Origin of the sequence: Streptomyces sp. NBC_01268 (genome assembly GCF_036240795.1) — a bacterium.
In the GTDB taxonomy this organism is placed as follows: Bacteria; Actinomycetota; Actinomycetes; order Streptomycetales; family Streptomycetaceae; genus Streptomyces.
In genome coordinates this window covers 5308969-5327500 of the sequence record NZ_CP108454.1, presented here as the reverse complement: position 1 = coordinate 5327500, position 18532 = coordinate 5308969, and the positions used below count along the sequence as shown (strand labels likewise).

19 protein-coding genes and 1 pseudogene are annotated in these 18532 nt (G+C 70.8%); 12 read left to right on the top strand and 8 right to left on the bottom strand.

Translation table 11 applies throughout. The features are described 5' to 3' along the window. Nucleotides 1–546: 546 nt before the first annotated feature. The 4 genes and pseudogenes from OG309_RS24125 (at nucleotide 547) to OG309_RS24110 (ending at nucleotide 2224) form a co-directional block, all read left to right on the top strand. Nucleotides 547–1176, top strand: coding sequence for a DUF6000 family protein (locus OG309_RS24125; protein ID WP_329423625.1), 630 nt, complete (start codon nucleotides 547–549; stop codon nucleotides 1174–1176). Between the two features lie 75 nt (nucleotides 1177–1251). Next, a pseudogene (locus OG309_RS24120) lies at nucleotides 1252–1470 on the top strand (Uma2 family endonuclease); the annotation flags it as partial. A gap of 228 nt (nucleotides 1471–1698) precedes the next feature. Continuing rightward, nucleotides 1699–1968, top strand: coding sequence for a type II toxin-antitoxin system Phd/YefM family antitoxin (locus OG309_RS24115; protein ID WP_329423623.1), 270 nt, complete (start codon nucleotides 1699–1701; stop codon nucleotides 1966–1968). Beyond that, nucleotides 1961–2224, top strand: a complete 264-nt coding sequence (locus tag OG309_RS24110) for a type II toxin-antitoxin system RelE family toxin (protein WP_329423621.1) — start codon at nucleotides 1961–1963, stop codon at nucleotides 2222–2224. Before OG309_RS24115 ends, OG309_RS24110 begins: the two co-directional genes overlap by 8 nt. A 134-nt stretch (nucleotides 2225–2358) precedes the next feature. Here OG309_RS24110 and ychF read toward each other — a convergent pair whose 3' ends face one another. Next, a complete protein-coding gene (ychF, locus tag OG309_RS24105; RefSeq protein WP_329423619.1) occupies nucleotides 2359–3447 on the bottom strand; it encodes a redox-regulated ATPase YchF in 1089 nt (362 codons plus the stop codon). 151 nt (nucleotides 3448–3598) lie between these two features. Between ychF and OG309_RS24100 the strand changes: the two genes are divergently transcribed. After that, nucleotides 3599–4210: a DUF6542 domain-containing protein gene (locus tag OG309_RS24100; protein WP_329423617.1), complete on the top strand. Its 612-nt coding sequence runs from the start codon at nucleotides 3599–3601 to the stop codon at nucleotides 4208–4210. A 172-nt stretch (nucleotides 4211–4382) separates the two neighbouring features. Here OG309_RS24100 and ppgK read toward each other — a convergent pair whose 3' ends face one another. Further along, a complete protein-coding gene (gene ppgK, locus OG309_RS24095; RefSeq protein ID WP_329423615.1) occupies nucleotides 4383–5129 on the bottom strand; it encodes a polyphosphate--glucose phosphotransferase in 747 nt (248 codons plus the stop codon). A 30-nt stretch (nucleotides 5130–5159) separates the two neighbouring features. Beyond that, entirely contained in the window at nucleotides 5160–6179 is a 1020-nt protein-coding gene (locus OG309_RS24090) for a 4-hydroxy-3-methylbut-2-enyl diphosphate reductase (protein WP_329423613.1), read from the bottom strand. A gap of 54 nt (nucleotides 6180–6233) precedes the next feature. Here OG309_RS24090 and OG309_RS24085 point away from each other — a divergent pair, with 54 nt between their 5' ends. The 4 genes from OG309_RS24085 (at nucleotide 6234) to OG309_RS24070 (ending at nucleotide 10331) form a co-directional block, all read left to right on the top strand. After that, the gene (locus OG309_RS24085) at nucleotides 6234–7601 is read left to right on the top strand and encodes an APC family permease (protein ID WP_329423611.1); all 1368 of its coding nucleotides are present in this window, start codon (nucleotides 6234–6236) and stop codon (nucleotides 7599–7601) included. Nucleotides 7602–7814: 213 nt separating this feature from the next. Further along, a complete protein-coding gene (gene xseA, locus OG309_RS24080) occupies nucleotides 7815–9026 on the top strand; it encodes an exodeoxyribonuclease VII large subunit (RefSeq protein WP_329423609.1) in 1212 nt (403 codons plus the stop codon). Between the two features lie 319 nt (nucleotides 9027–9345). Beyond that, nucleotides 9346–9603: an exodeoxyribonuclease VII small subunit gene (locus tag OG309_RS24075; RefSeq protein WP_329423607.1), complete on the top strand. Its 258-nt coding sequence runs from the start codon at nucleotides 9346–9348 to the stop codon at nucleotides 9601–9603. A gap of 134 nt (nucleotides 9604–9737) precedes the next feature. Then, nucleotides 9738–10331: a malonic semialdehyde reductase gene (locus OG309_RS24070; protein WP_329423605.1), complete on the top strand. Its 594-nt coding sequence runs from the start codon at nucleotides 9738–9740 to the stop codon at nucleotides 10329–10331. A 101-nt stretch (nucleotides 10332–10432) separates the two neighbouring features. Here OG309_RS24070 and OG309_RS24065 read toward each other — a convergent pair whose 3' ends face one another. Next, nucleotides 10433–10966: a DUF4245 domain-containing protein gene (locus OG309_RS24065; protein WP_329423603.1), complete on the bottom strand. Its 534-nt coding sequence runs from the start codon at nucleotides 10964–10966 to the stop codon at nucleotides 10433–10435. Nucleotides 10967–11083: 117 nt separating this feature from the next. Here OG309_RS24065 and glpX point away from each other — a divergent pair, with 117 nt between their 5' ends. Further along, on the top strand, nucleotides 11084–12115 hold the full coding sequence (glpX, locus tag OG309_RS24060) for a class II fructose-bisphosphatase (RefSeq protein ID WP_132912942.1): 1032 nt from the start codon (nucleotides 11084–11086) through the stop codon (nucleotides 12113–12115). A gap of 108 nt (nucleotides 12116–12223) precedes the next feature. On the opposite strand, the gene OG309_RS24055 is transcribed toward glpX, so the two are convergent. Beyond that, nucleotides 12224–12592, bottom strand: coding sequence for a WhiB family transcriptional regulator (locus OG309_RS24055; protein WP_329423600.1), 369 nt, complete (start codon nucleotides 12590–12592; stop codon nucleotides 12224–12226). A gap of 182 nt (nucleotides 12593–12774) precedes the next feature. Continuing rightward, nucleotides 12775–13485: a DUF1707 SHOCT-like domain-containing protein gene (locus OG309_RS24050; protein ID WP_329423598.1), complete on the bottom strand. Its 711-nt coding sequence runs from the start codon at nucleotides 13483–13485 to the stop codon at nucleotides 12775–12777. A 243-nt stretch (nucleotides 13486–13728) separates the two neighbouring features. On the opposite strand from OG309_RS24050, the gene OG309_RS24045 reads away from it, so the two are divergent. Together OG309_RS24045 and OG309_RS24040 are read left to right on the top strand one after the other, a co-directional pair. Further along, nucleotides 13729–15396 carry a fumarate hydratase gene (locus tag OG309_RS24045; RefSeq protein ID WP_329423596.1) on the top strand — a complete coding sequence of 556 codons (1668 nt, stop codon included), beginning with the start codon at nucleotides 13729–13731 and terminating at the stop codon, nucleotides 15394–15396. A gap of 202 nt (nucleotides 15397–15598) precedes the next feature. Then, nucleotides 15599–16231 (top strand): HAD family acid phosphatase, encoded by a 633-nt coding sequence (locus OG309_RS24040; RefSeq protein WP_329423594.1) that lies wholly within the window; start codon nucleotides 15599–15601, stop codon nucleotides 16229–16231. 21 nt (nucleotides 16232–16252) lie between these two features. On the opposite strand, the gene OG309_RS24035 is transcribed toward OG309_RS24040, so the two are convergent. Together OG309_RS24035 and OG309_RS24030 are read right to left on the bottom strand one after the other, a co-directional pair. Beyond that, complete coding sequence (locus tag OG309_RS24035) at nucleotides 16253–16756, bottom strand: dirigent protein (RefSeq protein WP_329423592.1); 504 nt, start codon at nucleotides 16754–16756, stop codon at nucleotides 16253–16255. A 143-nt stretch (nucleotides 16757–16899) separates the two neighbouring features. Next, nucleotides 16900–18429, bottom strand: a complete 1530-nt coding sequence (locus tag OG309_RS24030) for a ricin-type beta-trefoil lectin domain protein (protein WP_329423590.1) — start codon at nucleotides 18427–18429, stop codon at nucleotides 16900–16902. Nucleotides 18430–18532 lie beyond the last annotated feature (103 nt).

Here is an 18532-nt window from a genome sequence, read left to right as displayed (position 1 = left end):
TTCGCTTTCGCTCCGGGCCCTTCCGGCGGTTCCGACTCTATCAGATCCTTTCGGGCCTGAATCCCAGTCAGCGGGTTTTGCCTTCGCGGCTGTTGGGCCGTTCCGACGAGTGAGACTTTAGCGGATTCCTTGCCCCCGAAGCCAATCGAGCGACTCGCACTCGAATCCTTCGGACAGGGATTCCCCATTCCGCAAACACGCACGAGAAGACATGACGGAACGACAAAGAACCGTCGGCTTCTGTAGGTCTTGCGGGATGGCTGCCCGGGGCCGATCTGCATCGGTGCTCACGTCGGACAGCTCGGAGGACACTACGCATCGGGAGAAGCCATGTCAACTTCGGGCCCGCCGGCCCGCCCCGCCCCACTCACCGGGGGCCATGAGGCTGACGGAGCTCCCGTCGCCCACGCCTACGGGCCGCGCTCTGCTGGTGGCTTCCCGCCTTCTGGCGCCGGGACCACTCCGCGTCATGACCTGCCACATCATCTACCTGGGCGAAGAGGCCCGTACATCGACCGTACCGACCTGCACCCGGAGAGGTGACCGATGCCGTCCCCACACCCCGAGGAAGTCGGCTACGGCCATGTGGTCGAGAGCTACGTGACGAGGATGTACGGCGGCCTCCCGCGCTATCTCGTACTGAATGGCGGGCGGTTCCTGGGCCCCCGGTGGTGGCACACCACTCGCTTTACCCGGCATCTGCTCGCCGACGCCGCCGCGATCGACGACGGGGAACTGGAAGCCCTCCTCGGGTACGAATGGCGCTCACGCCTCACCGCCGGCTGGCTGATCGGTGTCGACCGCCGCGAACGGTTCCGAGCGCGCATCGGCGACCTGCTCCTGGCCAGCGAGGTCTGCTACTCCGGCGGCGCCTACTGCTTCGCCCTGGCCCGCTTCGGCACCCACGCCGACGCCGAGATCCTCACCGCCTACCTCGACCACTACCTCCCCCGCACCGACCTCCACTACGACCAGCCCGCCGCCCTGGGCGCCCTCCTCCGGCTCGACGCCCTCCTCGGTACCGGCCACGCCGACCGCTTCACGGAGCCCGACGGCCTCTGGGACGAGTGGGTCAAGGGCGTGGGACGCCTCGGCCACTCCAGCCACACCCCCGCCGAACAGCGTCGCTGGGCGGACCTCCACTGCGAGTTCGCCAACGGATGGACCCGCACGTAGGGGACGTCTGCGTGGCAGCTGCACCGACGAGTCGTCCACCCCCCAGCCTGAGCTGCGGGCCCCTACCGCGAAGCCATGACCGCACAGCCCGACTGGATGCGCCCGCCGCGCGCGGAAGGCTGGTTCGCGGAGGACCTCGACCCGCGCAACCGTCCCGAACCGGACCTGCTGGTGACGACGGCCGATTTCGACGGCGACCGTACCTGGTTCGCACCGGAGGACGTCCGGCTCGTCATCGAGGTCGTCTCCCCTGAGTCCGCCCATCGCGATCGCACAGTAAGACTCCGCAAGTATCCAACCCCCTTCTGACCTGCACGTTTGTCGAACGTAGCTAGCGTGCAGTAACGACACGACTACACGTTGAAGCGGAACGTTCAACGCAGAGCTCCGACCTGCGAAAACACGGTTCTGAGAGTGGCTATCCAGCACCCATCCAGCACGGTGCGCGCCCATCCAGCACATCCAGCACCACACGGCCGGACACAGTTGTGTACACATGGCACACTCGGTACGCTTGAGCGCATGACGCAGCCGCTGCCCATAGAGTCCATTCGGGACGTGCGCGCCCACCTGGCGGAAGTCGTGGAGCGTGCGGACCGCGACGACGTACCCACGATCATCACGCGCCGGGGCAAGGAAGTCGCCGCCGTCGTCTCCATCGAGGTGCTGCGCAAGTACCAGGAGTGGGAAGAGCGCGAGATCAACCGGATCATCGACGAGCGCATGGCCAACCCTGCGCCCGGCATCCCGATCGAGGACATCATGCGGGAGACGTTGGCGCGAGGTGAGTGAGTACCGAACCGTCTTCCGACCTGAGGCCCAGGCCGAGCTTCGGAAGATCCCTCGTGACATGGCGCTGCGCATCCTGGCCAAGCTGACCGAGCTGGAGACCGACCCTCTCGGCTTCAACACCACCGCACTCGTGTCCCAGCCCGAGCGACGCCGCCTGCGCGTCAGCGACTACCGCGTCGTCTACACCCTCGACAACGGAGAGCTGGTGGTCTGGGTCGTTCATGTCGGACACCGGTCCACCGTTAACGAGACCTGACTGCCGCTGACCCCACGTCAGAATATCCAGCACCCATCCAGCACGGTGACGGCGAAGGGGTCGGACTCGACAGAGTCCGACCCCTTCTGACCTGCATGTTCGCCACGTCAGCGACGTGGTGTTATTTCATCCGCTCAGACGTTGAAACGGAACTCCACGACGTCGCCGTCCTGCATGACGTACTCCTTGCCCTCCATGCGGGCCTTGCCGGCGGAGCGGGCGTCGGCGACCGAGCCGGTCTCGACGAGGTCGGCGAAGGAGATGACCTCGGCCTTGATGAAGCCCTTCTGGAAGTCGGTGTGGATCACACCGGCAGCCTCGGGGGCCGTCGCGCCCTTCTTGATGGTCCAGGCGCGGGACTCCTTCGGGCCCGCCGTCAGGTAGGTCTGCAGGCCGAGGGTGTCGAAGCCGACGCGGGCGAGGATGGCCAGGCCGGGCTCCTCGGCGCCGACGGACTGGAGGAGCTCCATGGCGTCCTCCTCGTCGAGCTCGGTGAGGTCCTGCTCCAGCTTGGCGTTGAGGAAGATCGCCTCGGCCGGGGCGACCAGGGCGCTCTGCTCGGCCTTGAAGGCGTCGTCGGTCAGCTCGTCCTCGTCGACGTTGAAGACGTAGAGGAAGGGCTTGGTGGTGAGCAGGTGGAGGTCGTGCAGGAGCTCCGCCTTCTCCGAGCCCTGAACGATGCCCTGCGAGAAGAGGGTGTCGCCCTTCTCCAGGATCGCCTGGGCGGCCTCGACCGCGGCGACCTTGGGCGCCGTGTCCTTCTTGATCCGCATCTCCTTCTGGAGGCGCGGCAGGACCTTCTCGATGGTCTGGAGGTCGGCGAGGATCAGCTCGGTGTTGATCGTCTCGATGTCGTCCTTCGGCGAGACCTTGCCGTCGACGTGCACGACGTTCTCGTCCTTGAAGGCGCGGATGACCTGGCAGATGGCGTCCGACTCGCGGATGTTCGCCAGGAACTTGTTGCCCAGGCCCTCGCCCTCGCTCGCGCCGCGCACGATGCCGGCGATGTCGACGAAGTCGACGGTGGCCGGGAGGATCCGCTGGGAGCCGAAGATCTCGGCCAGCTTGGTCAGGCGGGCGTCCGGGACGCCGACGACGCCGACGTTGGGCTCGATCGTGGCGAACGGGTAGTTGGCCGCCAGCACGTCGTTCTTGGTCAGGGCGTTGAACAGGGTCGACTTGCCGACGTTCGGCAGGCCGACGATTCCGATCGTGAGCGACACGGTGGCGACTTCCCTAGAGGAGTGGAGGTGGGGCGATCCCCCAGTTTACGGGGGCACCGGACCGCGCCCCGACGGCGCTCTTCGCGCCAAGGTCACCCAAAGGGCGTGTCCCGCACGTGGTTCCCGGCCCGTTCCGACCTACGTTGGTGGTGTGGAGCAGCACAGGACACGCAAGCCGCAGTCGCGGCGCCCCGCCGGGCACCCGCCGCAGACCCCTCTGACGCCGCCCGGCGCGCTGGTCGAGGGCGCCGCGGTCTATCGCGTCGCCGCCCGTCCGCGCCCCGGCAAGCCCCGGGTGGAGCGGCCGGCGCCGCCGGTCGTGGTGGCGCTGCGCAAGCTGCCGAACCCGCGGCTCACCGGGCTCGGGGCGGGGCTCTTCGCCTCCGCCGTGATGCTGGTGCTCGGTTTCCTCGACTGGCTGCTGTTCGACAGTTCGCCGCTCGTCTTCGGGCTGCTGTTCCTGCCGGTCAGCGCCCTGACCGCGCTGTGGGTCCGTACCGCCGACCTCGTGACCGCCCCGATCAGTGTCCCCATCGCGTTCGCCGTCGGCGTCGTGCCCGTCTCGGGCGGTACGGGCGGGGTCGGCGGACAGGCGATGGCGCTGGTGACGGCGCTCGCCGTGCACGCCGGGTGGCTGTACGGGGGCACGCTCGTCGCCGGTGTGATCGCCAGCGTGCGCAAGGTGCGGGACATGGGCCGACGCCAGCGGGCCGCCGGGTCCGCCGTACGCCCGGTGCGGCGCCCCGCCCCCGAGCGCGGCTGAGCGGGACGACGGCGGGAGGGGGCCGGTGCCGGAGCGGGGGTGGGGGTGTCCGGACGTGGCGGCGCCCGTAACGAGCGAAGCGAAGTGAAGGTCGCAGTCCGGACACCCCCACCCCCGCTCCGGCACCGGCCCCCGTCGGACCACCGGTGAAGGGTCCGAAGACGCCGACCGGTCAGCCGAGCAGCCCCGCCGCCATCCCCGCCCCCACGATCCCCGCGTTGTTCTGCAGCTCCGCCGGGACGATCTCCGCGTTGACGCCCTCGATCAGCGGCAGGAACCTGTCCGCCTTGCGGCTGACGCCGCCGCCGATGATGAAGAGCTCCGGCGAGAACAGCATCTCCACGTGCGCCAGGTACTTCTGCACGCGTCGCGTCGCCCAGTGCTCCCAGGTGAGGTCCTCGTCCTCGCGGGCCTTCGACGAGGCGCGCTTCTCGGCGTCGTGGCCCTTGAGCTCCAGGTGGCCGAGCTCGGTGTTGGGAACGAGCCGGCCGTCGACGAAGACGGCGGAGCCGATGCCGGTGCCGAGGGTGAGCAGGATGACGGTGCCCTTGCGGCCGCGGCCGGCGCCGAAGGCCATCTCGGCGACGCCGGCGGCGTCGGCGTCGTTCAGGACGGTGACCGGCAGGCCGCCGAGGCGGTCGCCGAGCAGCTTGCCCGCGTCGACGCCGATCCAGGACTTGTCCACGTTGGCCGCCGTGCGGATGGTGGAGCCGGTCACGACGCCGGGGAAGGTGACGCCGACCGGTCCCTGCCAGCCGAAGTGCGCCACGACCTCCGCGACGCAGCCCGCCACCTCGTCGGGTGTGGCGGGCTGCGGGGTCAGTACCTTGTGGCGCGGCTCGGTCAGGTCGCCGCGGTCCAGGTCCACGGGGGCTCCCTTGATGCCCGAGCCGCCGATGTCCACTCCGAAGACGTTCATGGACCCAACGTTACGGGCCGGAGCCCTGCGTCACTCGTTTTCGAGCAGGGCCGCCGCCGCGGCGCGCAGGTCCTTGTTGCGCAGCTCCTTGGGCAGCGAGAAGGTCAGCGACTCGTCGGCCGTCTTGACCAGCTCCACGTCGGCGTAGCCGCGCTGGGACAGCCACTCCAGGACCTCCTGGACCAGCACGTCGGGGACGGAGGCGCCGGAGGAGAGGCCGACGCTGGTGACGCCCTCCAGCCAGGCCTCGTCGATCTCGCTGGCGAAGTCGACGAGGTACGCGGCGGGGGCGCCGGCCTGCTTGGCGACCTCGACCATGCGGATCGAGTTCGAGGAGTTCTTGGAGCCGACCACGATGACGAGCTCGGCCTGGCCGGCGAGCTCCTTGATCGCGATCTGACGGTTCTGCGTGGCGTAGCAGATGTCGTCGGAGGGCGGGGAGATCAGCTGCGGGAACTTCTCCTTCAGCGCGTCCACCGTCTCCATGGTCTCGTCGACCGAGAGCGTGGTCTGGGAGAGCCAGACGACCCGGGACGGGTCGCGGACCTCGACCTTGGCGACGTCCTCGGGGCCGTCGACGAGCTGGATGTGGTCGGGGGCCTCGCCGGAGGTGCCGATGACCTCCTCGTGGCCCTCGTGGCCGATGAGGAGGATGTCGAAGTCCTCGTTGGCGAAGCGGACGGCTTCCTTGTGGACCTTCGTCACCAGCGGGCAGGTGGCGTCGATGGTGGCGAGCCGACCCTGGCGGGCCTCCTCGTGCACGGTGGGGGCGACTCCGTGGGCGGAGAACATCACGATGTTGCCCGGCGGCACCTCGGTCGCCTGGTCGACGAAGATCGCGCCCTTCCGCTCCAGGGTCTGCACGACGTACTTGTTGTGGACGATCTCGTGGCGGACGTAGATGGGGGCCCCGTACTGCTCCAGGGCCTTCTCCACGGCGATCACGGCACGGTCCACACCCGCGCAGTAGCCGCGGGGAGCGGCGAGCAGGACACGCTTCGGGCGGTTCGTCGCGGGCGTCGACGCGGGCGTTGCAGTCATGCGTCCCATCGTAAGGCCGCGTCGGTCAGCGTTTGGAGCGGTGCGGTGGCCGAGACTGGCGCCATGGCTGAGGACGGGCGGGGGCGGGCAGGGGAGGAAGCGCGGGTCGCGGAGCACACGGGGCTGCGCAGGGACCTCGGGTTCCGCGACCTCGTCGTGTACGGACTGCTGTTCATCGCCCCGATGGCGCCGGTCGGCGTGTACGGCACGCTCGACGCGAAATCGCACGGCGCGGTCGCACTGGTGTACCTGGTGGCGACCGTCGCCATGGCCTTCACGGCGCTGAGCTACGCGCAGATGGTGCGGGTCGCGCCGCAGGCCGGGTCCGTGTTCACGTACGCGCGCAAGGGGCTCGGGGAGGGGCCGGGGTTCATCGCCGGGTGGATGGCGATGCTCGACTACCTGCTGATCCCGGCCGTGGCGTACCTCTTCGCGGGGATCGCCATGGAGGCGCTGGTCCCGGAGGTGGACCGCTGGGTGTGGACGGCGATCGCGGTCGTCGTGACGACCCTGCTCAACCTCTGGGGGGTGCGGGCGGCGGCCCGGGTCGGCTTCGCGGTCCTGGCCATGGAGATCGTGGTCCTGCTGGTGTTCGTCGTGTCGGCGGTGGTCGTGCTCGTACGGGACGGGGCGCAGCGCGACTGGTGGTCGCCGCTCACCGGTGACGCCGGGTTCTCGGCCGCGGCGGTGTTGGGGGCGGTGTCGGTCGCGGTCCTGTCGTACCTCGGTTTCGACGCGATCGCCGCCTTCGCGGAGGAGGTGACCGGGGGGTCGGCGAAGGTGGCGCGGGCGGTGCTGTTCTGTCTGGCGCTGGCCGGTGTGCTGTTCGTGGCGCAGACCTGGCTGATCGCGCTGCTCGAACCGCTCTCCTCCAAGGAGCTGGCGGCGGATCCGGCCTCGCAGGGTTCCGCTTTCTACGACGCGGTCGACGCGGCGGTCGGCGACTGGCTGCACGACCTGGTGGCGGTGTCGAAGGCGATCGGGGCGGCGTTCGCGGCGCTGGCCGGGCAGGCGGCGGGCGGGCGGCTGCTGTTCGCGATGGGCCGCGACCGACGGCTGCCGCACGTGCTTGCGCGTACGGACTCGGGGGTGCCGCGGGTGGCGCTGCTGGTGGCGGCGACGGTGACGATGATCGCCGCGGTGTGGGCGGCCCGGCGCGACGACGGGCTCGACCATCTGGTGTCGGTCGTGGACGTGGGCGCCCTGACGGCCTTCGTGTTGCTGCACGCGAGCGTGGTCGGCTGGTTCGCGGTGCGGCGCATGGAGGGGCCGCCGCACTGGTTCAAGCATGTCGTGGCCCCGGTCCTGGGTGCCGCGATCCTGGTCGCGGTCATCGTGGAGGCGTCGCCGGCGGCGCAGGTGGTGGGCGTGATCTGGCTGGGGGTCGGGTTGGTGGTGCTGGCGGTGCAGGGGTCGCGGCGCGGGGTGTGAGGGGGCGCCGCTCGACGTGCAGGGTCGCGGCGCGGGGTGTGCCGGGGCGCCGCTCGACGTGCAGGGTCGCGGCGCGGGGTGTGCCGGGGCGGCGCGCGACGGGGAGCGGGGCCGGCGGGGTGGGGGCCAGGGGCGGAGGCGCCCGAGGCACCCCGCGCGGACGGCGGCACGGCACACGGCTCCTCTGTCCTACCCTCCCGTTACGCTCGGCTCATGGGTCTGAACACGTCCGCCGAAGCGCCGCTGCCCGTCGGGGAGGTCTCCCGGCTCATCGGGGGGTGGATCGACCGGCTGGGGGCGATCTGGGTCGAGGGGCAGATCACGCAGTTGTCGCGGCGGCCGGGTGCCGGGGTCGTGTTCCTGACGCTGCGGGATCCCTCGTACGACATCTCGATCAACGTCACCTGTTACCGCCAGGTCTTCGACGCCGTCGCCGACGTCGTCTCGGAGGGCGCCCGGGTCGTGGTGCACGCGAAGCCGGAGTGGTACGCGCCGCGGGGGCAGCTGTCGCTGCGGGCGGTGGAGATCAAGCCGGTCGGGATCGGTGAGCTGCTCGCCCGGCTGGAGCAGCTGAAGCGGAGCCTGGGGGCGGAGGGGCTGTTCGCCCTGGACCGGAAGAAGCCGTTGCCGTTCCTGCCGCAGCTGGTGGGGCTCGTCGTCGGGCGGGCCTCGGCGGCCGAGCGGGACGTACTGGAGAACGCGCGGCGGCGCTGGCCCGCCGTGCGCTTCGAGGTGCGGAACGTGGCGGTGCAGGGCGTGAAGGCCGTCCCCCAGGTGGTGGGGGCGGTGCGGGAGCTGGACGCGCACGAGGGCGTGGACGTGATCATCGTGGCGCGGGGCGGCGGCAGCGTCGAGGACCTGCTGCCGTTCTCGGACGAGCAGCTGGTCCGGGCGGTGGCGGAGTGCCGTACGCCGGTGGTGTCGGCGATCGGGCACGAGCCGGACTCGCCGCTGCTCGACCTGGTCGCGGACCTGCGGGCGTCGACGCCGACGGACGCCGCCAAGAAGGTGGTGCCGGACGTGGGCGAGGAGCTGGACCGGGTGCAGGGCCTGCGGGACCGGGCGCTGCGGACCGTGCGGGGGCTGCTGGACCGGGAGGAGCGGGGGCTCGCGCACGCGCTGGCGCGGCCGGTGATGGAGCACCCGCAGCGGATGGTGGAGGTCCGCGAGGACGAGGTCGGGGCGCTGCTCGCGCGGGGCCGGCGGACCTTCGGGCATCTGCTGGACCGGGCCGAGTCGGAGTTGTCGCACACGCGGGCGCGGGTCCGGGCGCTGTCGCCCGCGGCGACGATGGAGCGGGGGTACGCGGTGCTGCAGCGGGCGGACGGGTCGGTGGTCCGGGATCCGGTGGAGGTGGCGGTGGACGAGGAGCTGCGGGCGCGGGTGGCCGCGGGCGAGTTCGCGGTGCGCCGGACGGCCCCCTGAGGCGGCCGGGGCACGTCCGGGCCCGGGCGGGGCGCTCCCCGACCCGGCCGGAGCAACGCCCCGGCTCGGCGGGGACGCTCCCGACTCGACCGGGGCGCTCCCCGACCCGGCCGGAGCAACGTCCCGGCTCGGCGGGGACGCTCCCCACGTGACCCGGGCACCCCCGGATCGACCAGGACGCTCCCCGCCCGACCCGGGCCCCCGGATCGGCCAGGATGCTCCCACCGAGCCGGAGCGCTCCCCGACGCGGCCTGAGCGTCAGAGCGGTGTCGGGAAGTACAGAAGTACGTCAAGGATCTGACAGACAAGGGTGGATGGCATGGCGGCACGCACGGGCGCGGAAGAGACTGCACTCGGCTACGAACAGGCGCGCGACGAGCTCATCGAGGTCGTGCGGCGGCTGGAGGCGGGCGGTACGACGCTGGAGGAGTCCCTGGCGCTCTGGGAGCGCGGCGAGGAGCTGGCGAAGGTCTGCCGGCATTGGCTGGAGGGGGCTCGCGCCCGTCTGGACGCCTCGCTCGCCGCGGAGCGGCCGGAGGGGTCACCGGGTGGTGCCGACGGCTCCGGGGACGAGTAGGCAGCGGGGCCTCGGAGGCGTCGATGTAGACTCGACCTGTGAAGCGGATCACTATCCGGATAGGATTGTTGAAGTTTCACCTACCTTGGGCGTACTGTCGAGCCATAGCCCCGTACACCCGGAAGGTACGCAGCATGTCCCTCGCCCTTGACCCCACCGCCCAGGACCTCCTCTTCCGTGAGGCCCGCACCGCCAACACGTTCACCGACGAGCCGGTGACCGAGGAGCAGGTCCAGGCGATCTACGACCTGGTCAAGTACGGTCCCACCGCCTTCAACCAGACCCCGCTGCGCATCACCCTGGTCCGCTCCCCCGAGGCCCGCGAGCGCCTGGTGAAGCACATGGCCGAGGGCAACCAGCCCAAGACCGCCGCCGCCCCGCTGGTCGCGATCCTCTCCGCGGACAACGAGTTCCACGAGGAGCTCCCGGCCCTGATGCCGCACTTCCCGCAGGCCAAGGACCTCTTCTTCTCCGAGCGTCCGGTCCGCGAGCAGTCCGCTCTGCTGAACGGCGCCCTGCAGGCCGCGTACTTCATCATCGGCGTCCGCGCCGCCGGCCTGGCCGCCGGCCCGATGACCGGTCTCGACTTCGCCGGCGTCCAGAAGGAGTTCCTGGACGCCGACCACAGCCCGCTGATGGTCATCAACATCGGCAAGCCGGGCGAGGACGCCTCCCCGTTCCCGCGCCAGCCGCGCCTCGCCTACGAGGACGTCATCACCACCGTCTGATCCCTCCCGGACCGATCCGTCCGGACCCAGACGTGAAGAACCCCCGGGCGCCCAGCGCCCGGGGGTTCTTCACGTGTCGCGTCCGGTGTCGGTCGGAGCGTCTAGGCCTTCTTCGCCTGCAGCGCGCCCGCCATCTGCGCGAGGCGGTCGAACGAGGCGGTGCCGGTCACGACGGTCGTCGCGCCGTTCTCGGTGCGCACCAGGGCGTCGTACTTCGGCCCCTCCCAGCGCTGCCAGGGCTTGCCGGCGACCGTCTGGGTCTTCCCGGAGTTCTTCGCCTGCTGGGTGACGTCGGGCACGTACTTGCGCGCCTCCTCGGTCGACTGGTGGACCGCCACGTACTGGGTGTCCGGGTCCAGGAAGCCGAGCTGCCACGCGTCGTGGTTCTCCCGCTTGTACGAGACGACCGTCGCGCGCCAGTCGTCGCCGAGGCCCTCGGGGGCCAGCACCGGGTACGGCGCCGCCCGCTGGGCCGTCAGGAGCTCGACCCGGTAGTCCTTCGCCGGGACCGGGTCCGCCTTGTCGTCGTGCGGGATGAAGAGATACATCACGCCCGCGGCGACCATGATCACCCCGAGGGACTGGAACATCCCTCGTACCGTCTGCCTGCCTCGCATACCTGCCACGCCCCCCATGGTCGCATCATGGTGTTGTGCTCATACGTGGGCCCCTCTGCTCAATTTGTCGACCTGACGATAGAGTCGCAGCACCCTCTTTTTTCCGGCCGTCGCCGTACAGAAAGGTGCGCTCCGATGACCGAGCACCACCTCCCGCCCGAGCTGGAGGTCTCTCCGGAGGCCCCCGACCGCAACCTCGCCCTCGAACTGGTCCGCGTCACCGAGGCGGCCGCCATGGCCGCCGGCCGCTGGGTCGGCCGCGGTGACAAGATCGGCGCGGACGGCGCCGCGGTGAACGCCATGCGGACCCTGATCTCCACCGTCTCGATGAACGGCGTCGTCGTCATCGGCGAGGGCGAGAAGGACGAAGCCCCGATGCTGTTCAACGGCGAGCGCGTCGGTGACGGCACCGGCGCCGAGGTCGACATCGCGGTCGACCCGATCGACGGCACCACCCTGAACGCCAAGGGCATGCCGAACGCGATCGCCGTGCTGGCCGCCGCCGACCGCGGCGCCATGTTCGACCCGTCCGCGGTCTTCTACATGGACAAGCTGGTCACCGGCCCCGAGGCCGCCGACTTCGTCGACATCAACGCCCCCGTCTCGGTCAACATCCGCCGGGTCGCCAAGGCCAAGAACTCCTCCCCCGAGGACATCACGGTCGTCATCCTGGACCGCCCGCGTCACGAGGGCATCGTCAAGGAGATCCGTGAGACCGGCGCCCGGATCAAGTTCATCTCGGACGGCGACGTCGCCGGTTCGATCATGGCCGTCCGCGAGGGCACCGGCGTCGACATGCTCATGGGCATCGGCGGCACCCCCGAGGGCATCATCTCCGCCTGCGCCATAAAGTGCCTCGGCGGCGTCATCCAGGGCAAGCTGTGGCCCAAGGACGAGGCCGAGCGCCAGAAGGCCCTCGACGCGGGCCACGACCTGGACCGGGTGCTCTCCACGGACGACCTGGTCTCCGGCGACAACGTCTTCTTCGTCGCCACCGGCATCACCGACGGCGAGATCCTGCGCGGGGTGCGCTACCGCGCCGAGACGGCGACCACCCAGTCGCTCGTCATGCGCTCGAAGTCCGGCACGATCCGCCAGATCGACTCCACGCACCGGCTCTCGAAGCTGCGCGCGTACAGCAAGATCGACTTCGACCGCGCGAAGTAGCAGACGGTCGAACGGCCCGCCCGGACGGCGGCCGACGCGACGACGGTACGAAGAGGGGCGCCCCCATGTGCGGTGGGGGCGCCCCTTCCCGTACGGGCGACGGACCCGTCAGCCGGCCTTCGCGATGCCCTCGGTGGCGGTCTTCCTGAGCTCCACCTCGCGCCGCCGGCGGCGGGCGAGCACGACACGGCGCTCGGCTGCGGTGAGCCCGCCCCACACCCCGTACGGCTCGGGCTGGAGCAGCGCGTGCTCGCGGCACGCGACCATCACGGGACAGCGGGCGCAGACCCGCTTGGCGGCCTCCTCGCGGGAGAGCCGGGCGGCGGTGGGCTCCTTGGACGGGGCGAAGAACAGTCCCGCCTCGTCCCGGCGGCACACCGCCTCCGTGTGCCAGGGGCCGGCCTCGTCCTCCCGAGCGGGGACGCGCTGGGACGGCACGGCGGCGACCTGGAGGGGCTGATGCGGCATGGGCAGCACGGTCTACTCCTGACGACGGCTTCGCGAGCGAGCGACGATGCACCAGCCCTACCCGCTGTGCGCGTGCCTATGCACTGCGTGCCCCCGAGTTCCGCAGCGCGGACACCGGGCGGCGAATTCCGGTCACTCCGGATCGCCGCCCGAGGAGACCCGGCAATCCGGCGCGAAGCGGACCGCCGGCGTCAGTCGTCGAGGCGCTTGCGCAGCTTGTCCTGGACGCGGCCCTGCAGGTCCGTGATCCACTTGCCGCGCTTGGGCTTGGCCTCGACGTTGCCGAAGACGGCGTAACCGTTGACGACGACCAGCGGGGCCTGCGGGTCGGCGCCCTCCAGGGTCACCACCTCGAAGTTGCCGAAGATGCCGGTGCCGCTCCCGCGCAGGCTGATGTTCTCCGGGACGCGGACCTCCACGTTGCCGAAGATCGAGGTGGCGTTGATGGTGGTGAGGCGCTGGGCGAAGATCGCCTCGGTCAGGTCGATCTCGATGTTGCCGAAGAGCGAGAAGGCGTTGGTCTTGCGGCCCACCCGCCAGCGGCCCTTGCGGGTGGTGCTGGAGAAGACCGCGACCAGGTTGTCGGCGGGGCCCTCCGCCTCCTCGGGGCCGTACAGCGGGGCGGGCGCCGGGGCGGCGCCGGAGCGGGCCGCCGGCAGGTCCCGCACCAGCGGCTCCAGCTCGCCCACGGTCTTGGCGCGGTAGACGGAGTCGATGCGGTCCGAGTGCTCCTCGGCGTCGATCCGCCCCTCGGCCAGGGCGTCCCTGAGGATGTCCGCGATCCGGTCCCGGTCGGCGTCCGAGGCACGCAGCGACCCTTCCGGGTCCGCGTAGGCGGGCCGGGGCGCGGGGGCGGGCTCGGTGGGAGCGACCGGCTGCTGGGGCTGCTTTTCGAGGTCCACGGCCTCAGCCTAGCGAAACGCGATAGATCGCGACCAGGGGAGGGAGTCGTGTCCTGTGGACAAGGCACCGGCGAGGGGCGGGGCGGGCGCCGTCGAGGGTGCGGAACGCGCCATCGTGGAGTGGTCCGGGCGCCTAGTGAGCCTTACCTCACAGGATCCGCGCCGCGCGCGCGTCTTACGCTGGAGGGCGCGCCGCCAACGGAGGCGGCGCAGCTGTCTGCCGAGTGAGGAATGGCCGCCGTCATGCCTGAGTTTGCGTACTCCGATCTGCTCCCCCTGGGAGAGGACACCACGCCCTACCGCCTGGTGACCGCCGACGGTGTCTCCACCTTCGAGGCCGACGGCCGTACGTTCCTCAAGGTCGAGCCGGAGGCGCTGCGCCGGCTGGCCGCCGAGGCCGTCCACGACATCCAGCACTTCCTGCGCCCGGCCCACCTGGCCCAGCTGCGGAAGATCATCGACGACCCGGAGGCGTCGAGCAACGACAAGTTCGTCGCGCTCGACCTCCTCAAGAACGCGAACATCGCCGCCGCGGGCGTCCTGCCCATGTGCCAGGACACCGGCACCGCGATCGTCATGGGCAAGCGCGGCCAGAACGTCCTGACCTCGGGCCGTGACGAGGAGGCCCTGTCCAAGGGCGTCTTCGACGCGTACACCAAGCTGAACCTGCGCTACTCGCAGATGGCCCCGGTGACCATGTGGGAGGAGAAGAACACCGGCTCGAACCTGCCCGCGCAGATCGAGCTGTACGCGACGGACGGCGGCGCGTACAAGTTCCTCTTCATGGCCAAGGGCGGCGGCTCGGCCAACAAGTCCTTCCTCTACCAGGAGACCAAGGCGGTCCTGAACGAGGCCTCCATGATGAAGTTCCTGGAGGAGAAGATCCGTTCGCTGGGCACCGCGGCCTGCCCGCCGTACCACCTGGCGATCGTGGTGGGCGGCACGAGCGCCGAGTTCGCGCTGAAGACCGCCAAGTACGCCTCCGCGCACTACCTGGACGAGCTGCCCACCGAGGGCTCGGCCGAGACCGGCCACGGCTTCCGGGACAAGGAGCTGGAGGAGAAGGTCTTCGAGCTGACGCAGAAGATCGGCATCGGCGCGCAGTTCGGCGGCAAGTACTTCTGCCACGACGTGCGCGTGGTCCGGCTCCCGCGCCACGGCGCCTCGCTGCCCGTCGCCATCGCCGTCTCCTGCTCGGCGGACCGCCAGGCGGTCGCGAAGATCACCGCCGAGGGCGTCTTCCTTGAGCAGCTGGAGACCGACCCGGCGCGCTTCCTGCCGGAGACCGAGGACGCCCACCTGGAGGCGGGCGAGGTCGTGAAGATCGACCTCAACCAGCCGATGGACGAGATCCTCGCCGAGCTGAGCAAGTACCCGGTGAAGACCCGCCTCTCGCTGAACGGCCCGCTGGTCGTGGCGCGCGACATCGCGCACGCCAAGATCAAGGAGCGCCTTGACGCGGGCGAGGAGATGCCGCAGTACCTGAAGGACCACCCGGTGTACTACGCGGGCCCGGCGAAGACCCCCGAGGGCTACGCCTCCGGCTCCTTCGGTCCGACGACGGCCGGCCGGATGGACTCGTACGTGGAGCAGTTCCAGGCGGCGGGCGGCTCGAAGGTCATGCTGGCCAAGGGCAACCGGAGCAAGCAGGTCACGGACGCGTGCGGCTCGCACGGCGGCTTCTACCTCGGCTCGATCGGCGGCCCGGCGGCCCGGCTCGCGCAGGACTGCATCAAGAAGGTCGAGGTCGTCGAGTACGAGGAGCTCGGCATGGAGGCGGTCTGGAAGATCGAGGTCGAGGACTTCCCGGCGTTCATCGTGGTGGACGACAAGGGCAACGACTTCTTCCAGAACCCGGCGCCGGAGCCGACCTTCACGCACATCCCGGTGCGCGGCCCGGGTCTCGGCTGACCCTGCGGCTCTCGTGGCACGGCGCCCCTCGGTCCTTCGGGACCGGGGGGCGTCGGCGTTCCCCGGCCGCCGTCGGTCCCCGCCCGTCGTCGATCTCCGCTCAGAAAGTGGCTACCGACCGGTAGCCGTGACGTCACTTACTGGCCAGTATTGGCCGCGAGCATGTCAACCACTGAGCCGGTCGACCCCTCGGGAGCCCCCCATGCCCTCCGTCAAAGCCAAGGCCTCGGCAACCGCCGCCGTCGCCCTGACCACCGCCTTCCTCGTCGTCGGCCCCGCGCCCGCCGCCTCCGCGGCCGACCCGGACACCCACGTGACGTCGACCGCCGCCGTCAAGCACGTCGACTACACGACCTGGCGCCGTGACGTGGCCGCCGTGGTGGCCGAGGCGCGGCCCTACATCGAGGAGCGGGCCGCGGACGCCGGCCGCGAGAAGCAGGCGATCGTCCTCGACATCGACAACTCCTCCCTGGAGACCGACTTCCACCCGTTCTGGGAGCTGCCGACCCCTGCGATCGCCGACGTCCGCGACCTGGTCCGGGACGCCCACGAGCGCGGCGTGGCGGTCTTCTTCGTGACGGCCCGCCCCGGCATCATCCAGTCCCTCACCGACTGGAACCTGAAGCGGGCCGGCTACCCGGTCGACGGGCTGTACGTGCGCTCCCTGCCCGACCTGTTCGCCGAGGTCAGCGCGTACAAGACGGAGAAGCGCGCGGAGATCGAGGCCAAGGGCTACACGATCGTCGCGAACATCGGCAACAACACGAGCGACCTGGTCGGCGGCCACGCCGAGCGCACGTTCAAGCTGCCGGACTACGGCGGCAAGCTGTCCTAGCCGGCCCGCCGTCGGGCGGCCTCAGCGCGTGGCGATGTGGAACTCCATCTTCGACCAGTCGCCGTCCGGGGTGGAACGGACCCAGCCGCGCGCGTTCTTGAAGTCGCCGGTGCCGCCGGTGATCGCGATGTCCAGCGCGGGCGGCGCCTGGTCGGTGGGGTCGACGGCGGCGAGGGTCTGCAGCGCGAGCGTCCCGCCGGGGCCGCCGTTCAGCACGACGGTGCCCACGCACTGGAGGTCCATCGGGTCCCCGGTGCGCACCACGACGCAGACGGCGCCGTCCCGGCCGACCTTGTCGCCGCCGGCGTCCTTGGTCTTGTAGAGGTCGTCGGCGAAGGCCATGGTGTCCCCCACCTCGGGCGCCGGCGCGCTCGCGCTCGGCGACGGCCCGGGGACCTCCTTGGCGTACAGGGTGAACTCGAACCCGTCGACGGTGTCGGCCGAGGCCGGGGCGACGGGACCGAGGGCGAGGACGGCGACCGTGCAGACGCCGAGCGCGCCCATCCTCCTGGAGCTGCGGATCATGTGCTGCCTCCCGCGAGGTGGCTGTTCTCCCCGAGCCCGCTTCACATTGTGCGACGGGCTCCTCGGATTCGCCCACTCGGGCGAACGCGCGAGGCCCCGGCCACCCCCCTCGGTGGCCGGGGCCCTCGTCGCGTACGCGCTGGTCAGACGAAGCGCTGGTTGGCCGAGCCGGTGCAGGTCTGCAGCCGGATCGCCTCCTTCGCCGCGCCCTGGGTCAGGCACAGGCCGGTCGCCGCGGCCGGGCGCACGGTGTCCCCGTCGCGGACGAACCGCTGGTTGGCGCCGCCGTGGCAGTTCCACACGATGAGCGCGGTGCCGGCCGCGTAGTTCGCGCCGGGGACGTCCAGGCAGCGGTCCTGGGTGAGCCCGGTGTGGACGGTGCGGCGGGCCGAGTCGTACCACCAGTTCTGGTTCCGGCCGCCGTGGCAGTCCCAGCCGAGCACGGCGGTGCCGTTGGCCGACTCGGAGGCGTTCACGTCCAGGCAGTTTCCGGTGGCCGCGTTCTTCAGCGGCTTGTACGCGTCGTCCCAGGCGAGCGGGAAGAGCGTCGGGGTGCCGCTGGAGTCGACGTCCGCGCAGCTCGCCTCGCGCAGGCCGGAGCCGTAGATCTGGGTCAGGCAGGACGCGAAGGCGCCGTGGCCCCGGTAGTTGGGGTGGAAGGACTGGCGGACGGAGTTCTCGTCCGGGGTGCCGGGCTTGGAGAGGTCGATGTAGAGGCCCCGCGCCCAGGTGTCCTCCATGCAGACCTCGTGGCCGTGGAAGAGCCGCGAGTTGTCCAGGAAGACCGCCCCGGTGTCGGCGGCGGCCCTGCGCATGCCGCGCTCGAAGGCCGGGACGGCGGTGTTGCGGCCCCACTTGGTGTCGGAGTCGTAGCCGAGGCCGCCGCAGGCCAGCTTGCCGGGGAAGTTCGGGTTGTCGCCGAAGTCCGGCCCGATGGGGCTCGGATAGCCCATCAGGACCAGCTTGTAGTCGGCGTCGGCGTACCCGGCGTCGCGCATGACGGTCCGCAGGTCGCGGACGGTCTGCTCGACCTTGGGCACCAGGGCGTCGACGCGGGCCTGCCAGCCGGGGGCGTACTTGGGCTCGCAGGCGCCCTGGAGGAGCAGGTAGCGCTGGACGCAGTCGGTCATGACGGGGCCGAACTGGAGGTCGTCGTTGGCCCCGGCGACGAGGAGCACCATCTTGAGGCGCGTGTTGCGCGCCTTGACGGCCAGGTTGTCGCTCTGGACGAGCTCGTCCCCGTACTGCTTCGAGCCGCCGATGCGGATGTTGCCGGTGTACGCGCCGGAGCAGGCCACGTTGAACGTGAGGTCCGCGGGGATCCCGGTGCGGTGGATGGCGGCGTCGGGCGAGCGGTGGCACCAGTTGGTGGGGCCGTTGGTCGGCGACTCGTAGCTGCCGACGCCCTCGCCGGAGATCTCGCTGTCGCCGAGGGAGATGAGACCGGTCTTGCGCTGGGCGAGCGGGCGCTCCTCCGGGCTGCCGTAGATCTTCGTCGCCTCGGCGGCCCGGACCGCCTCCAGCTCCGGAGGGAGCGGTACGGAGGCGATCTGGACCGTGTTGCTCGTGTCGGCCGCGCCGGCGGGGGTGGCGGCCGTCATGCTGCCGAGGGCCGCCGCCGCAGCGGCGACGGCCGCGACCGGCCAGCGGAGTCTGTACCTGGTGCGCCTCATTGCGCCTCCTGGAAGTGGGGTTACCCACGGTTTTTACTGGCCGGTAAGCGTCTTGGGAATACGTCGAACAAGACAAGTGCTCATGTTTTTCGGGGGGTTCGGG

Coding starts and splice junctions, on each gene's coding strand:
- OG309_RS24125 (WP_329423625.1), top strand. CDS start 547: ATGCCGTCCCCACACCCCGAGGAAGTCGGCTACGGCCATGTGGTCGAG.
- OG309_RS24115 (WP_329423623.1), top strand. CDS start 1,699: ATGACGCAGCCGCTGCCCATAGAGTCCATTCGGGACGTGCGCGCCCAC.
- ppgK (WP_329423615.1), bottom strand. CDS start 5,129: ATGAACGTCTTCGGAGTGGACATCGGCGGCTCGGGCATCAAGGGAGCC.
- OG309_RS24090 (WP_329423613.1), bottom strand. CDS start 6,179: ATGGGACGCATGACTGCAACGCCCGCGTCGACGCCCGCGACGAACCGC.
- OG309_RS24085 (WP_329423611.1), top strand. CDS start 6,234: ATGGCTGAGGACGGGCGGGGGCGGGCAGGGGAGGAAGCGCGGGTCGCG.
- xseA (WP_329423609.1), top strand. CDS start 7,815: ATGGGTCTGAACACGTCCGCCGAAGCGCCGCTGCCCGTCGGGGAGGTC.
- OG309_RS24075 (WP_329423607.1), top strand. CDS start 9,346: ATGGCGGCACGCACGGGCGCGGAAGAGACTGCACTCGGCTACGAACAG.
- OG309_RS24070 (WP_329423605.1), top strand. CDS start 9,738: ATGTCCCTCGCCCTTGACCCCACCGCCCAGGACCTCCTCTTCCGTGAG.
- OG309_RS24065 (WP_329423603.1), bottom strand. CDS start 10,966: ATGGGGGGCGTGGCAGGTATGCGAGGCAGGCAGACGGTACGAGGGATG.
- glpX (WP_132912942.1), top strand. CDS start 11,084: ATGACCGAGCACCACCTCCCGCCCGAGCTGGAGGTCTCTCCGGAGGCC.
- OG309_RS24045 (WP_329423596.1), top strand. CDS start 13,729: ATGCCTGAGTTTGCGTACTCCGATCTGCTCCCCCTGGGAGAGGACACC.
- OG309_RS24040 (WP_329423594.1), top strand. CDS start 15,599: ATGCCCTCCGTCAAAGCCAAGGCCTCGGCAACCGCCGCCGTCGCCCTG.
- OG309_RS24035 (WP_329423592.1), bottom strand. CDS start 16,756: ATGATCCGCAGCTCCAGGAGGATGGGCGCGCTCGGCGTCTGCACGGTC.
- OG309_RS24030 (WP_329423590.1), bottom strand. CDS start 18,429: ATGAGGCGCACCAGGTACAGACTCCGCTGGCCGGTCGCGGCCGTCGCC.